Origin of the sequence: Arcobacter suis CECT 7833, assembly GCF_003544815.1 — a bacterium.
Classification (GTDB): Bacteria; Campylobacterota; Campylobacteria; order Campylobacterales; family Arcobacteraceae; genus Aliarcobacter; species Aliarcobacter suis.
Genome location: NZ_CP032100.1, coordinates 983,964 through 999,596, shown reverse-complemented (window position 1 = coordinate 999,596; position 15,633 = coordinate 983,964). Strand labels below are relative to the sequence as shown.

Here is a 15,633-nt window from a genome sequence, read left to right as displayed (position 1 = left end):
AAAGGGTAAAAATGATTTTACTAAAATCCATCCCAAAGGTTGATAAGTTTATCACACACAAAGCTTTTGAAGGATTATCTACAAGTTTAATAACTAAGATATCAAAAAAAATTATAGGAAATTTACGAGAAGATATATTAAATAATAGAATTCAAAATATTGATGAAAATATCTTAGTTTCAAATGTTTTAAAAGAGTATGAAATAATCACAACTCCATCTTTACAAACTTTGATAAATGCAACAGGAATTATTGTGCATACAAATTTTGGAAGAAGTTTAATAAATAAAAAAAGTTTAGAAAAAGCTATTCAAATAGCAACTTCTTACAATAACTTAGAATATGACTTAAATGAAGGGAAAAGAGGAGAAAGATACTCACACATTGTAAAAACTCTTCAAAATTTAACAGACTGCGAAGATGCTATTGTAGTAAATAACAATGCAAGTGCTGTTTTTTTGATTTTAAATACTTTTGCAAAAAATAAAGAAGTAATAGTTAGTCGTGGTGAACTCGTAGAAATTGGTGGAAGTTTTAGAGTTCCTGAAGTTATGAGCCAAAGTGGTGCTATATTAAAAGAGATTGGAACTACAAATAAAACTCATTTAAGAGATTATGAAAATGCTATAGATGAAAAAACATCTATGCTTATGAAAGTTCATAAATCAAACTATTCAATTGAAGGATTTACTAGTGAAGTTGATTTTGAAGAGATTGTAAAAGTGGCAAAAGAAAACAACATAATTGATTACTATGATATGGGAAGTGGTCATATTATTGATTTACCTTTTAATTTATCTTCAAATGAACCTTCTATTTTAGAAATCATGAAATATAAACCTTCACTTCTTAGTTTTTCAGGAGATAAACTTCTAGGAAGCGTACAAGCAGGAATTATCATAGGAAAAAAAGAGTTAATTGAAAAAATCAAAAAAAATCAACTATTAAGAATGTTAAGGGTTGATAAAATAACTCTTAGTATTTTAGAAGATACGCTAAATTCATATTTAAAAAATGAGCTTGATGAAATTCCTACTTTAAAAATGCTTTATACAAAAATAGAAACTTTAGAACAAAGAGCCTCTAAACTTTTAGAAAAAGTAGCAAATATTTGTATTTGTGAAGTTATAAAAACTCAAACTTTAATTGGAGGAGGAACTACTCCAAATAAAAAAATTCCATCAATTGCACTAACAATAGAACATAAAAAGTACAAACCAAATCAGATAGAAAAACTTTTAAGAAAAAATAATCTAATAGCAAGAATAGAAAATGAAAAAATTCTTCTTGATTTTAGAACTATACAAGAAAATGAAATTGAAAAAATAGCTGATATCTTGAAAAAAATATTTGAAAGTGTAAACTAATGTCAAATATCATAATAGGAACAGCAGGTCATATTGACCATGGAAAAACTGCTTTAATTCATGCTTTAAATGGTTTTGAGGGTGATACTACAAATGAAGAAAAACAGCGTGGAATAACTATAGATTTATCTTTTTCAAATATGAGTAAAGGTCAACAAAATATTGCTTTTATTGATGTTCCAGGACATGAAAAACTTGTAAAATACATGATTGCTGGTGCTTTTGGATTTGATTATGTGATGCTTGTTATTAGTGCTGCTGAGGGAATAAAACCTCAAACTGTTGAACATATTGAGATTATTAATCTTTTGGGATTAAAAGAAATTATTGTAGTTCTAACAAAAAAAGATTTAGTAACAATTGAAGAATTAGAATTAAAAAAAGAAGAAATTCTAGAATTTTTAGGAAATTTTGATTTTGAAATAAAGTTTATAAGTGAAGTTTCAATTTATGATGAAAATTCTATAAATAAACTAAAAAATCAACTTTTTTCTATAAATAATAGTACAAAAGAAGAAGAAAACTTTTTTAGATTTTATGTTGATAGAGTTTTCTCTCCAAAAGGAATTGGTACTGTTGTAACGGGAACTGTTCTTGGAAAAAAATGTGATTTAGATGAAAAAGTTTTTATTTGTCAAAATCAAAAAGAGACAAAAATAAAAAATATTCAAGTTCACAACCAAAATGCCCTTGAAGCAAATATCTCTTCAAGAGCTGCTTTAAATCTGCAAGGTGTGAATATATCTCAAATAAATAAAGGTGATTTAATCACAAAAAAAGGTCATATTAGAGGATTTGATGGAATAGATATATCTTTTAAATGCCTAAAAGGGAAAAAACTAAATCACAATCAAACCTACACTTTATTTGTAGGAGCAAAAAAAGTAGAAGTAAAAGTTTTACTTTTTGATTGTATAACAAATCTTGAAGAAGGATTTGCAACTTTAAAAGCCAATGAAAATCTATATACAATTTTTGGCGAAAAAATAATACTTAGAAATGCAAATGAAACTATTTGTGGTGGGAAAATTTTAAATCCTGTTATTGATCCAATGAAAAAAAATCAAAAAAGAAAATTATTGGAAGCATTGGATAAAAAAGATTTTGGGAGTGCATATGAAGAACTTTTAGAAGCCCATAAAAAAGGTTTAGGAATTATCTCTTCGACTCAAAGATTTGCCCTTTCACATGATGAAGCTATAAACTTTGCAAAAAATCTACAAAATGTTTTTGTAGATGAAAAAGAATTAATTATTTATCCATTTTCAACAAAAGATTTTATAAAAGATTTTATAAAAGATATTTACACAAAAAATCACTATGCCCTACTTTCAAATGCTTCTATAAACTTACGATTAAAATGGGCAAGTAGTGCATTTATACAACTAGCACTTGATGAATTAGAGATTGAGAATTTTTTAATTAGAGATGTATCTTTATATAAAAATGCTAATATCAAAGAAGATTTTGCAAAAGATTTAGAAATCATTGTTTTACAAAGATTAAAAGATGAAGATATAACTCCAACAGCTCCATATAATATCTATGATGATTTAGATCTTGATAGAAAATTAGGTGATGATATTTTGAAATCATTAACCTCAAAAAAACAAGTAATTAGACTACAACACAATTTATTTATTCATTTTGAAAGTTTAAATAAAATAGTAAAAACTATGAGAGAAATAATAAAAAATGATGGATTTATTAGTATTTCGAACTTTAAAGAAAGATTTGATTTAAGTAGAAAATATCTGATTACTTATCTTGATTATTTAGATAACTATTCAGATATAAAAAAAGTTGAAGATAAACGATTATTTGTTTAACTTTGGGCAGAGTTTAAAAACTCTCCCATTCGTCATTGTCTTTCGTATTAGATGTAATATCTTTTTTAACTTCTTTTTTTGAGTCAATTTTTACACTTACATTTGATTCAGCTTTTTTAGGTTGTGATTTTGAAATTGTGGTTTGTTGTACAACAACATTTCCATCATATTTCTTTACTTTTACATTATGTTTGCCTTCAAACTCTTTTTCATCAGCATCAGCAACAATAGTCAAAGCAATGCTTTGTGTTTGATTTGCAATATCTTTAGTTTGAGCGGCAACCATTGCATTTGCTTGAGTTTGTTGATCTAGTGAATTAATTGCATTATTAATTTGTTCTATTCCTTGTTGTTGCTCTTTTATAGCTATTTCTACACCTTTTATTAATTGCATAGTTTTAGTTATATTATCAGTTAATCCACCATATCCACTAATCATTTTATCAGCTATATTTTTACCATTATTTGCTTTATTTGTAGCATTTTCAACCAATGTTTTTATCTCACGTGCAGCCTCTGCACTTCTTGAAGCTAGGTTTCGCACTTCTGCTGCAACCACTGCAAATCCTCGCCCTGCTTCTCCTGCAGTTGCTGCTTCAACAGCTGCATTTAAAGATAAAATATTTGTTTGGAATGCTATTTGATCAATTACTGTAATTGCTTCATTTATAGCGTTTACTTGCATATTTATTTCATCCATTGAAACTGTAGTTTCACTTGCTAGTTTTTGACCTTCATTTGCAGAATTTGTAAGCTCATTTGCATAAGAAACCATTTGCGTTACGTTGTGAGTATTACTTGACATATTACCTGTGATTTCTTCTAAAGCTGCTGCTGTTTCTTCAATACTTGCTGCTGCTTGAGTTGAAGCTCTACTTAATTTATCTACATTTGATAAAAGGTAATCTGCACTATCTTGAAGTGATAATCCATTTGATTTATTTAAAACCAACATATCACTTATAACTTTTGCTAAAGAGTTTAAACCTATTGCTGTTTGTCCTGTCGCTTCTGGAATTCTATATGCAAAATTTAGAGTTTGGAACTGTTTTAAAGCATTTTCTATTTTATTTATATCAGTAGAAACTTTTTCAGCTATAACTTTCAACATTTCATTAAAAATTATTTTTAACTCTTCTAGTGACTCATTTTCAGTATTAGCATTTACTTTAATACTTAAATTACCAGTTTTTACAACTTCAACAACTTTTTTAACATCTGTAATCAACTGTTCATCTTGATTTATTAGTTTTCTAGTTTTTTCAATATTTATATTTACAACTTGTGCTATTTGACTAATTTCATCATTTGAACTTGTATCCAGCAAAGCAACATCTTTTGTTTGTTTGTTTAAGAAATCAAAAAATCCTAATAAACCATCTTGTAATTTTTTAATAGAGTTGTTAATATTTTTTCCAAGTAAATATGAAAAAACAACTGTTATGAATACTGTTAATATAGAAATTATTAAAAATATACTTAAAGATAACTCTATTAAATCATTAGTTTGGGCTTTATTTTCATCAATAATTTTATAAGTTTCATCTGTGAAATAATCAATTACATTTCTCATTGATGCATAATCTTTTAGATAAGTATTAAAATAGAAATCTCTAGCACCTACGATATTTTGTACATTTACAAACTCAATTATTTTTTGAGTATTCTCTTTTGTTAAAGAATAATATTTTTCAAATTCATCAAATTTACTTTTATCTTTTGATAAATCATCTGCTAAATTTGATTTAAAGGCATCAAATCTCTCTTTTACTTGTGCTATATTATCACTTACACCTTTTGTAATTAGCTTATTTATTTTCTCATTATCATTTAAACTCATAATTTGAGTTAATGCTAAATTTGATTGATAAGAATCCCTATCACCTTCGAGTAAAGATGTAATTCCTTCAAAATAAACATCTGATAATTCTTTTACATTTGATTTCATACTTGATATATTGTATGAAATAATAATACTTGATGAAATCGATATTAGTACAAGTATTGTAAATGCCATAAAAATTTTATTTCTTAAACTCATAATTCTCTCCTATTTTAATTATAATTATTTTATCATAAGAATCTGAGGATATTATCCTTAAAATTTGAGTAATCTGAGTTTTAAATAATTTTAGATTTTTTTATTGATAATTTAGTCTGTAATGCTACAATTCCAATATGATATTAACCAAAGAGCAAGAAGAAATAATCAATAGTGATAAATTCTCATTTAAAATTAATGCCGTTGCTGGAAGTGGAAAAACAACCACACTTCTTGAATATGCAAAAAAGAATTCTCACCTAAAAATTTTATATCTAGCATATAATAAATCTTTGCAAACTTCACTGCAAGAAAAATTAAAAGAGTACAATTTACCTTTTATGCACATAAGCACCATTCATTCATTGGCTTATAATAAAATTGAAGCATATAACTACAATCTTGCCCATGATTTAAAAAATCAAGTTATAGAAAATGTGATAATAAACCATGAATTAATAGTAAATCAAAAGGCTTATTATCCAATTCCTGAATATGTGGCTTTAATAAAAGATTTAGTAAATTTTTATTGTAACTCTTCTTTAATCGCCCTTGATTCAAAACTAATAGAATCATATAAAAAACAATCAGAACTAGGTGCAAAAATACTTGAACTAATAAACAAAAATGAAAAACGAGTGATTGAGCATCTAAAAACAATTTTAAGTGCCATGAAAAACAAAATCATTGATGCAACTCACGATTTTTATCTAAAAATGTTTTATCTAAATAAAAAAGTATCGGCAAATCTTCCTTATGATTTAATTTTGGTTGATGAAGCTCAAGATATAAGTGATGTAATGATTGGAATTGTTGAAAATCAAAGTTGTAGACGAATTTATGTTGGGGATTCATTTCAACAAATTTATACCTTTAGATTTGCTACAAATGCCTTAAATAAAATAGATTTACCCTCGTATGACTTAACACAAAGTTTTAGATTTGGAGATAACTATGCCAAAGTTTTACAAAATAATCTAAATAGTTTATATGAAATAAACTCCTCAAAACCTCTTAAAATTTCAGGTTTAGAGAAAACAACTTTGATAGGGAAAAATCATATAGATTTTTCTAAACAGTTTTGTGTGATTGCTCGAAGTACTTTTGGACTGATTCAACAATTAGTCTATTTTATTCACGATAAAAAAAAGGTTTATTTTGAGGGTGGTTATAACTCTTATTCATTTATGAACCAAACTGTTTATTCTATTTTTTATCTAAAACAGAAAAAAAATGACAAAATCACAATAGATGAAATAAAAGATTTTGAAACAATAAGTGAGCTTGAACAGTTTGCAAAAGATACAAAAAATCAAGATTATTTAAATATTATCAAGTTTATCAATACTTATGGAGATAATATTTTTGAGATAAATAAAAAAATAAAAGAGTTTTTAGTAACTGATAAAAATCAAGCTGATATTATCTTTACAACTACTCATAAATCAAAGGGTTTAGAATATGAGCAAGTATTAATGGCTGATGATTTTATCTCAAAAAAAGAGATAGTAAATACAAAAAATAAACTCTCATATCTAAGAATAAACGAAGAGTTAAATATCTATTATGTAGCAGCTACAAGAGCCAAAAATGCCATACAACTAGCAGATTTAAATCTAACATATACTTACAATGAAAATGATGAAACAACGACTCATGTGAGATCAAGATTTATAAGCAAACGAGCAGATAATAAAAAGAGTAAAGAACTGCAAGAAGAGTGGTTGAAAAATAATAGAGCAAATAAAATAAACGCATTTTAAAGGATTTTTATGAAAATAGTTTTACTATTATTAAGTGCTGTATTTTTGATTGTTAGTTTTATTTTTATTCAAAATAAAAAAGAAGAACCAATAAACATATCTTTTTATCATTGGGAAAATAGTTATAATCAAAAAGAGATAAAACAAAAAATTTATATAAAAGTTTTAGATATTTCTTACTCTTCAAAAATTGAAGTTATAAACACCATTTTTCAAACAAAACCAAATGATATTTTTGTTCCTGTTGTTTATATCACAAACGATACTATGAAAAATGTAGATTATTCGATTATTAGTAATCAAATTATCAGAAACCTAAAAGCCACTAATTTAAGTTTTGAAGAGTTACAAATAGATTGTGATTGGTCAAGTAGTACTCAGTCAAACTATTTTAAACTTCTTGAAGATTTAAAAGTAAAACTAAACAAAACTTTAAGTGCAACTATTCGACTTCATCAAATAAAATATTATATAAAAACAGGAATTCCTCCTGTTGATTATGGAGTTTTGATGTATTACAATATGTCTGATATATCAGATATAAACACAAAAAATTCTATATTAGATAATGACATTGCAAAAAAATATCACTATAATTTTGATAGTTATAAATTAAAATTAAAACTTGCACTTCCACTTTATTCTCAAGCTATCCAATTTAGAGAAAACAAAGCTTTAGATATTTTTGAAGGAGCAGAAAAAAAAATTTTTGATGAAAATTTTAAAGCTTTAGATAACAATAAATATGAAGTTATAAACAGTACTTATTTTAAAGGTAGATATGTTTATAAAGGTGATATTTTTAGATTTGAAGACTCAGAAAAAGAAGATATAAAAACAGCTTTTGATGATTTTTTTAAAATATCAAAAAATAGATTTAATGAAGTGATTTTTTACACTTTAAAATATGAAAATAAATATGATTTAGAAAAACTAATAAAAGGAAAACTATGATTTTAAAAGCATTTATTTTAAGCCTGATTTTAAACATTTCCCTACTTGCCTGCGCTGATGGTTGGGATTATAACGAAAAAGAGTTTGTATTTTTAGAACATAGAAATCAACCCTTTTCAAATATTGCAGAAGAGATAAAATCTGCAAATGTTTATAATACAATTTATTGGAGTTATGAAAAAAACAATAAAGAAAAAAATATTCAAGAGTGGATGAAACAACTAAATGATAGTTTTTCTGCAAAACAGATTGAAGATTTTGTTTACAAAAGAAAAAACTTAGACTTGATAAATGACAAAGAGATTAAAGATTATTTGATTTTTGTAAGTGAACAAGAAAAACATGTAAGTGATGGATATTATTCAAATGATGAACTAAAAAATTTAAAAGATTTTAATCTTTTAATAAAAGAAGCTGTTTCAAAAATAGATACAGTAAATTCACCATATTTAAAACTAAGATACTTTTATTTAGCTCTAAGACTTGCCCACTTTAAAAATCAAGAACCTTTGGCTTTATATGAAAAATATAAATATCTATTAGATACAAAAGATAATACTATTGTAAAAGATTGGATTCAAGGTTTATACGCCGGTGCATTGGTTAAAAATGCACAAACTGTAAAAGGAGTTTATGAATTCACTAAATTATTTGATGAAAACAGAATAAATTGGCATTTAAGTTACTACAATTTTCATCATATAAAAACAAATGAACAATGGAATGAATTACTAAAATTAGCACAAAACAATGAAGAAAAAACAAAATTTTATGCCATTAGAGCTTTAAATGAAAATAGTAATGTAATGGAAGAGTTACAAAATATTTATACTATTGATAAAAACTCAAAATGGTTTGATTTCACACTTTACAGAGAACTTTTAAATACTCAACACTTTTTTGATCAAAATAATGAAATTGAAAGAAATTTTCCATTCAAAAAATATATAGATTATTTAAAAACTATAAATAAAGATGATATGTATTTAGTTAATTTATCTTTAGGATATTTTAATTTATATGAAAATAATTTTGCTGAAGCTTCAACTATTGAAAAAGATTTATTAAATAAATACCCAAAGCCACATGAAGTTCAAACTTTTTCTTATATTTTATATCTGCAAAAATTAGAAAAAATTGACAGAGAAACTGAAAATATAATTTATGATAAAATGGAAAAACTAATCAAAGAGGAAACAACTTCAAGTGCTATTCATGATTATACTTTTGTTGTATTAAAAAAACTATATCTAAAACAAAATGATAAATTTTATGCTTTTTTAGCTTCTAATATCAACTATTTAGATAATGCTTCTTTTGATTTAGTATTATTAGAAAAATTCAGAATTTTTATGCAAGAGCCAAAACAATCAAAAATTCAAGAACATTTTGCAAAAAAATATTTAGAACAAAATTTATTAAAAAAACAAAACAATCAATTTGTTTTAAATGATAATCTACAAGAAGCAAAAACAAAACTTCTAATAAATAATCTAAAATTTGAAGAAGCTTTAGAGTTAAACTCTAATTATTTAAGCACTCTTGTTCAATTTAATCCTTTTAATGGCTTAATTAGAGGAAATAACAGAAGTGGGAAACAAGATGTTATGAGTGTAAAAGAGTTTTTAGAAAAAACTATTCTAATAAAAAAAGAGCTTGAAAAAAATCCAAATAGCGTAATGGATAACTATCTTTTTGCTAATGCTTTATATAATCTTAGTTATTTTGGAAACTCAAATATTTTAACTACAGTTTACAGAAGTGTTTACTCTTTTAATGATAAAGATTTACAAAAAGAGAAAATTGATTTAGCAATAAAATATTATACAAAAGCCCAAGAAGAAGCAAAAGAAAAAGAGTTTGAAGCCAAAATAACTTATTTGTTGGCAAAAACTGAATTAGCCTTATACGATATAAATTATTCAACTAAAACACAAGATTATTACAACAAAGATTTAAGTAGATTTGAACTTGAGAGATATTGGTTTTATAACAATGAAAAAGTTTATAACTCTTATATCCAAAATAATTATGGAAAATATTTTGATATGTTAAAAAAAGATTATAGTAACACTAAATATTACAATGAGATTATAAAAGAGTGTGCAAATCTTAGAATTTATCAAAAATCAAAATGATAATTATAAGCAAGGTATTTAGGAATATTTGATAATATATATATAATAATTAATAAGGGATTTTAATGCAATATTTTGGAACAATTGAAACTAAATATGAAGAGATTTTTTTAACGCAAAGTTATATGTATTTTAATGCAGAAGATGAAGAGATAACAGTTAAAGAGTTAAAAGAAAAAATAAAAACAGCAAAAGATAAAAAGAAAAATATTATTGGAACTGTATTTTTATACAGTCCAATGGTAACTCCAGTTGGATTTGATTCAAATAAATATTTACTAGAACAAGACTTTGAAGACTTTGGAAAAATGATTGAATTAAAAGGGGAAGGATATATTACAGTTTTCAAGCAAGCAATGAGAGAACATTGTGCTGGTAAAATTGTAGAGATTAGAAATCTATTTAATCTAATAGAAAGAAGTATTGATATTCCTGTTTTACTAGAAAAATTTAATAGTGATTTAGAGAGTTATAACTCTTTTCAAACAACACAATTTGACAGAGATATTATGTATTTAGATGCAGCAAATTTAATCCCAAGTGGTAAATTTGTGTTTTTTTGTTGGGGAGATAAAATCAAAGAAAAAGAGTTTCCATATATAAATGATTATGCAAGACTTCTTTATGAAAACAGCGTAAAACTAGGTAAAAAAGTAGTTTTTGTTTATAAGAAAGAGAAAACTCAACAAGGAGCTGTTGATTATCTACAATTTTCAAATCCAATGCAAAATTATAAATATAAAAATTCAATTATAAATTCAATAAAAAAAGCTTTTGAAGAGTTTCCTCCATCGGTTACTCCTTATGAATAAAAGGTAAAACATGTTCACACCTGATTTTTTAAAAAACCAACGAGTACTTTTTGTAGAAGATGAAGAGTTAGCTAGAGAAAAATTAGGGAAACTCCTCAGTAAACTTTTTAAAGAAGTTATTCTAGCTTCAAATGGTCTTGAGGGACTAGAAAAATATGAACATTCTAGAATTACAAATGAAAAAATTGATTTAATCATTTCAGATATTAATATGCCAATTATGAATGGTCTTGAAATGTTAGAAAAGATTAGAGTAATTGACTCTTTTATTCCTTTGATTTTTACCACAGCTAGAAGTGAAACTGATAATTTATTAAAAGCTATTGACTTAAATGTTAGTAACTATATTATGAAACCTATTGATACAACTATTCTTGTAAAAAAAATAACTGAAGTTTGTGAAAAAAGTTTTTTTGAAACAGAACTACAAGATAAACAAAAAGAACTTCAAACATATTTAGATGCTGTTGATAGTGTAGCGATGATTTATAAAATGGATGAAAATGGAGTTATTTCTTTTGCAAATAAAAGTTTGTTATTTACTTCAAAATATACACTAGATGAATTAAAAAATGTAAATTTCAACGAACTTATTCATCCGGATGTTCCAAAACAAGCAATTGATGATACATGGGAAATTATAAAAGAAGGTAAAATTTGGACAGGAAATACTAAGTTCATAACAAAAGATAAAGATACTTTTTATCTTAAAAATACAATTTTTAAATTGGCTTCAAATTTTAAGGATGAGTATATAACTATCGGTTTTTCTACAACTCAAGAAAATATAGAAAAAAGAGAATTTCAAAAGAAAGTTATAAAAAGTGTTCAAGAATTTAATAAAAAAGAATACACATACAAAAAAACTATTCTAGAACTAAATGACAAAATCAACCAATTAGAATCATATATTCCAAGGTTACAAGAAGAATTAGATGAACAAAGAGCCAAAACTTTAAGCAGACAAAGACAACTCGATCATTATGAAATGCAAATGCATAATGTGGATGAAAAATATTTAGGACATATGACTGTAAAAAGTAAAGAGGCAGAAGAGTATGCAAGAACTCTTTCCATGGTTAAACAAGAAAAAAATTTACTTGCAGAAAAAAATAGAGAAGCTATGAATGAAATTGCTGCTACTAAAAAAGAACTAGATCTTTTAATGAAAACAAATGCTGAAAAAATCAAAAAAATAAATGATTTAAATGATGTTATTAAAACTCTTGAATCAAGAATGAGAGATTTAACAGAATAAAATCACATTAAAGCTTCTATCCAAGAAACTACTTGATTTAAACTCTCTTTATCTTTTCGTGAGATAAAAACAGAGGGTTTATTTTTTCTATTATTTGATACATCACTTCTCATAAGCTCTAAATCCACATCAACGTAAGGTGCTAAATCTATTTTATTTACCACAAGTAAATCGCTAAATAGTAAACCTGCTCCTTTTTTTCGAGGAATATCAGCACCTTGAGCTACATCAATTATATACATATAATAATCAATCAACTCATAAGAAAATGTAGCACTAAGATTATCTCCACCACTTTCTACAAATACAATATCAGGATTAAATCTCTCTTCAAGCTCAATAATTGCTCGTTGATTCATAGAAATATCATCTCTAATTGCAGTATGAGGACAACCACCAGTTTCAACACCAATGATTCTATTTTCATCTAAATCAAGGTGTTGTTTTAGATAGTTTGCATCTTCTGTTGTATAAATATCATTTGTTACAATTCCTAAAGAGTATTTATCTTTTAGTATGTTTGTTAAGCTTTCAATCAAAGAAGTTTTTCCACTTCCAACTGGTCCTGCTATTCCTATTTTTAGTGCCATTTATTACTCCATTTTTAAAATATTATCGAATTAAGTTGTGAACATTTTGGGTTCTAAATTTTTGTGAGAAAAAATAATTTCCTCAAATAGCGGATTAAAATTTGTAATTTTATTCTCTATATTTTCAAATCCTAAGTTTTCTAAAATCTCATCAAACTCAAATAACATTTGTTGAATTTCAGATGGTTTTATTCTTGATATTTTAAGGCTTGTTGCTGCAATATTTATTAGATTCTTTTTAGTCCACATTACAATAAAATCTTCCATACAAATATCTAAATCAAAGGCATAAGCACTTAAAACTATTATCTCATTTGATTCAGATTTTTTTTCTTCTATGGCTTGAAAATACTCTTTTACAATATCTTTTGAAGCTAGATTTTTTATTTGAGTGAAATAGTTATCTCCCATATTTTTAGAAGCTTTTGCATACTCAAAAGTAAGATATGAGCCATATTGATTATCAAGTTTTTTTACTAAATTTAGTTTGTTGTTTTCTAAAGCTTCAAAAACTTTTTTTATATAAACGAACTCCATTTTTGAGTATTGGTCAATGATTAGATTTTTTAGATAAATTTTTAAACCATCTATATCTTTTACATTCTCTTTTATAATATGTGGTTCAAGCCCAAAAGAGTGCACAAAAACACCTGAGGGAAATGTTCCATCAAGTATTTGTAAAAATCTGCTTAGGCTTTTTAGATTTGTTTTTTTAGTCATATTAGTGGCTGTGGTGTGCTTTACCATTTGGTTTAAAGTAGCCTTTTGTTTTCTCACACTTTACAGCTGTATTTGCATAAGAATCTTTGATAATATCTGAAAGTGAAATATCATCTAAAACAATGATTTTAAACTCTTCAATCATCAAAGGTTGATGTCTATTCCCAATCTCATAAGCTGTTTTAGCAAAAGTCAAAGCATCACTAAATTCTAAAGTAAAAATCTCATCTTCACTTCTTTTAACTTTTATAGTATAGCCATCTTCACAAACTAAAATATCATTTTCATGTAGGTGTGTAAACTTAGCTTTAACAACTAAATTTACACCTTTTTTACTAACAGCTGTTAAATTTGGTTTTTGCATATCAAACCAAGAGAGTTCAACCTCATCGTTTGCAACAATGTCTTTTTTTATCTCTATTACTTTTTTTATTACGCTAAATGTCACTATTTTTTCCTAAAACATAAAATATTTTTTAGCCATTGGAACTACTGATACATAGTTTGACTCTATTAGTTCACCATTTACTGTTACATCATAAGTTTCTGGATCTACTTTTATATCTCCTATGAAGTCATTTAGTTTCATATCTTTTTTGCCTATTGTTCTTGTGTTTTTAACAACCAACATTGATTTGCTGATTCCTAGTTTTACATCTAAATCATCTTCAAGAGCTACTTTTGAGGTGAAGATTACACTTGTTTTTGCCGATGCCTTTCCAAGACTTCCAAACATTTTTCTATACATACTTGGTTCTGGTGTTGGAATTGAGGCATTTGAATCACCCATTAATGCAAGTGCTATAAATCCACCTTTTATGATAATTTCTGGTTTTACTCCAAAAAATGCCCTATTCCATAAAACTAAATCTGCCATTTTCCCAACTTCTACACTTCCAACATATTCATCAATTCCTGAAGCGATGGCTGGGTTTATTGTATATTTTGCTATATATCTTTTGATTCTATTATTATCGCTTTTTTCATCATCACCTTCTAAGATTCCTCTTTGTTGTTTCATAGAGTCTGCAACTTGCCATGTTCGTATTAATACTTCCCCAACTCTTCCCATTGCTTGTGAATCAGAACTTGTGATTGAAATAGCTCCAATATCATGAAGTACATCTTCCGCTGCTATTGTTTTTCCTCTAATTCTACTTTCTGCAAAACTGACATCTTCTGGAATTTTTGGGCTTAAGTGATGACAAACCATAAGCATATCAAGATGTTCTTCTATTGTATTTTTTGTGTATGGTAAAGTGGGATTCGTACTTGCTGGAAGTACATTTGCTAAACCAGCTACTTTTATAATATCAGGTGCATGTCCACCACCAGCACCTTCACTATGGAAAGTGTGAATTGTTCTATTTTTAAAACTTCCAACAGTTGTTTCCACAAATCCTGATTCATTAAGTGTATCCGTATGAATTGCAACTTGTACATCATACTTTTCTGCTACACTTAAACAAGTATCTATGGCATTTGGAGTACTTCCCCAATCCTCGTGAAGTTTAAGTCCCATTGCTCCCGCTTTTATTTGAACTTCTAAAGCTTCTTTGCTTGAGCTATTTCCTTTTCCCATAAATCCAAAGTTTAAAGGTAAATCATCCACACTTTGAATCATTTTTGCGATATTCCAAGCCCCTGGAGTACAAGTTGTGGCATTTGTTCCAGTGTTTGGTCCTGTTCCTCCACCAATCATGGTTGTTACTCCACTAGCTAAGGCTTCATCTATTTGACCCGGACTTATAAAGTGAATATGTGTGTCAATTCCACCAGCTGTGATAATTTTACCCTCAGCTGAAAGAATTTCAGTATTTGCTCCAATTTCTAAGCCATGGGTTATTCCATCACATAGATTTGGATTTCCTGATTTTCCAATGGCGCTGATTTTGCCATCTTTGATTCCAATATCAGCTTTGTAAATACCTGTATAGTCAATGATTATTGCATTTGTAATAATCAAATCAGCAACTTCAACAGCAGTTGGACTTTGAGCCATTCCGTCCCTTATAGTTTTTCCACCACCAAATTTACTCTCTTCTCCATAAATAGTGTAATCTTTTTCAATTTTTGCGATTAATGAAGTATCGGCAAGTCTAAATCTATCACCAACAGTTGGTCCATACATTGAAGCATATTTTTCTTTTGACATTTTCAT

Annotated in this window: 12 protein-coding genes; 7 read left to right on the top strand and 5 right to left on the bottom strand. The window is 26.6% G+C overall.

Translation table 11 applies throughout. The annotated features are described in order from the left end of the window. The first annotated feature begins 11 nt into the window (after positions 1-11). Positions 12-1,367: an L-seryl-tRNA(Sec) selenium transferase gene (gene selA, locus ASUIS_RS05160; protein ID WP_118886005.1), complete on the top strand. Its 1,356-nt coding sequence runs from the start codon at positions 12-14 to the stop codon at positions 1,365-1,367. Beyond that, on the top strand, positions 1,367-3,196 hold the full coding sequence (gene selB / locus ASUIS_RS05155) for a selenocysteine-specific translation elongation factor (RefSeq protein ID WP_118886004.1): 1,830 nt from the start codon (positions 1,367-1,369) through the stop codon (positions 3,194-3,196). Before selA ends, selB begins: the two co-directional genes overlap by 1 nt. 13 nt (positions 3,197-3,209) lie before the next feature. On the opposite strand, the gene ASUIS_RS05150 is transcribed toward selB, so the two are convergent. Next, the gene (locus ASUIS_RS05150; protein WP_118886003.1) at positions 3,210-5,237 is read right to left on the bottom strand and encodes a methyl-accepting chemotaxis protein; all 2,028 of its coding nucleotides are present in this window, start codon (positions 5,235-5,237) and stop codon (positions 3,210-3,212) included. Between the two features lie 137 nt (positions 5,238-5,374). On the opposite strand from ASUIS_RS05150, the gene ASUIS_RS05145 reads away from it, so the two are divergent. The 5 genes from ASUIS_RS05145 to ASUIS_RS05125 all read left to right on the top strand — a co-directional run bounded on the left by ASUIS_RS05145 (position 5,375) and on the right by ASUIS_RS05125 (position 12,162). Continuing rightward, positions 5,375-7,000 carry a UvrD-helicase domain-containing protein gene (locus tag ASUIS_RS05145; protein ID WP_118886002.1) on the top strand — a complete coding sequence of 542 codons (1,626 nt, stop codon included), beginning with the start codon at positions 5,375-5,377 and terminating at the stop codon, positions 6,998-7,000. A 9-nt stretch (positions 7,001-7,009) separates the two neighbouring features. Continuing rightward, positions 7,010-7,954 (top strand): hypothetical protein, encoded by a 945-nt coding sequence (locus ASUIS_RS05140; protein WP_118886001.1) that lies wholly within the window; start codon positions 7,010-7,012, stop codon positions 7,952-7,954. After that, positions 7,951-10,092: a hypothetical protein gene (locus tag ASUIS_RS05135; RefSeq protein ID WP_118886000.1), complete on the top strand. Its 2,142-nt coding sequence runs from the start codon at positions 7,951-7,953 to the stop codon at positions 10,090-10,092. Before ASUIS_RS05140 ends, ASUIS_RS05135 begins: the two co-directional genes overlap by 4 nt. Before the next feature lie 65 nt (positions 10,093-10,157). Continuing rightward, positions 10,158-10,904, top strand: coding sequence for a hypothetical protein (locus tag ASUIS_RS05130; protein WP_118885999.1), 747 nt, complete (start codon positions 10,158-10,160; stop codon positions 10,902-10,904). A gap of 10 nt (positions 10,905-10,914) precedes the next feature. Beyond that, complete coding sequence (locus ASUIS_RS05125; RefSeq protein ID WP_118885998.1) at positions 10,915-12,162, top strand: response regulator; 1,248 nt, start codon at positions 10,915-10,917, stop codon at positions 12,160-12,162. Between the two features lie 2 nt (positions 12,163-12,164). On the opposite strand, the gene ureG is transcribed toward ASUIS_RS05125, so the two are convergent. Genes ureG through ureC form a run of 4 tightly spaced genes read right to left on the bottom strand, consistent with a single transcriptional unit; the run spans position 12,165 to position 15,633 of the window. Beyond that, positions 12,165-12,752 carry an urease accessory protein UreG gene (gene ureG / locus ASUIS_RS05120; protein WP_118885997.1) on the bottom strand — a complete coding sequence of 196 codons (588 nt, stop codon included), beginning with the start codon at positions 12,750-12,752 and terminating at the stop codon, positions 12,165-12,167. A 30-nt stretch (positions 12,753-12,782) separates the two neighbouring features. Further along, positions 12,783-13,472: an urease accessory protein UreF gene (locus ASUIS_RS05115; RefSeq protein WP_226799992.1), complete on the bottom strand. Its 690-nt coding sequence runs from the start codon at positions 13,470-13,472 to the stop codon at positions 12,783-12,785. A gap of 1 nt (position 13,473) precedes the next feature. Then, on the bottom strand, positions 13,474-13,920 hold the full coding sequence (locus ASUIS_RS05110; RefSeq protein ID WP_118885995.1) for an urease accessory protein UreE: 447 nt from the start codon (positions 13,918-13,920) through the stop codon (positions 13,474-13,476). A 9-nt stretch (positions 13,921-13,929) separates the two neighbouring features. Continuing rightward, positions 13,930-15,633, bottom strand: a complete 1,704-nt coding sequence (gene ureC, locus ASUIS_RS05105) for an urease subunit alpha (RefSeq protein ID WP_118885994.1) — start codon at positions 15,631-15,633, stop codon at positions 13,930-13,932.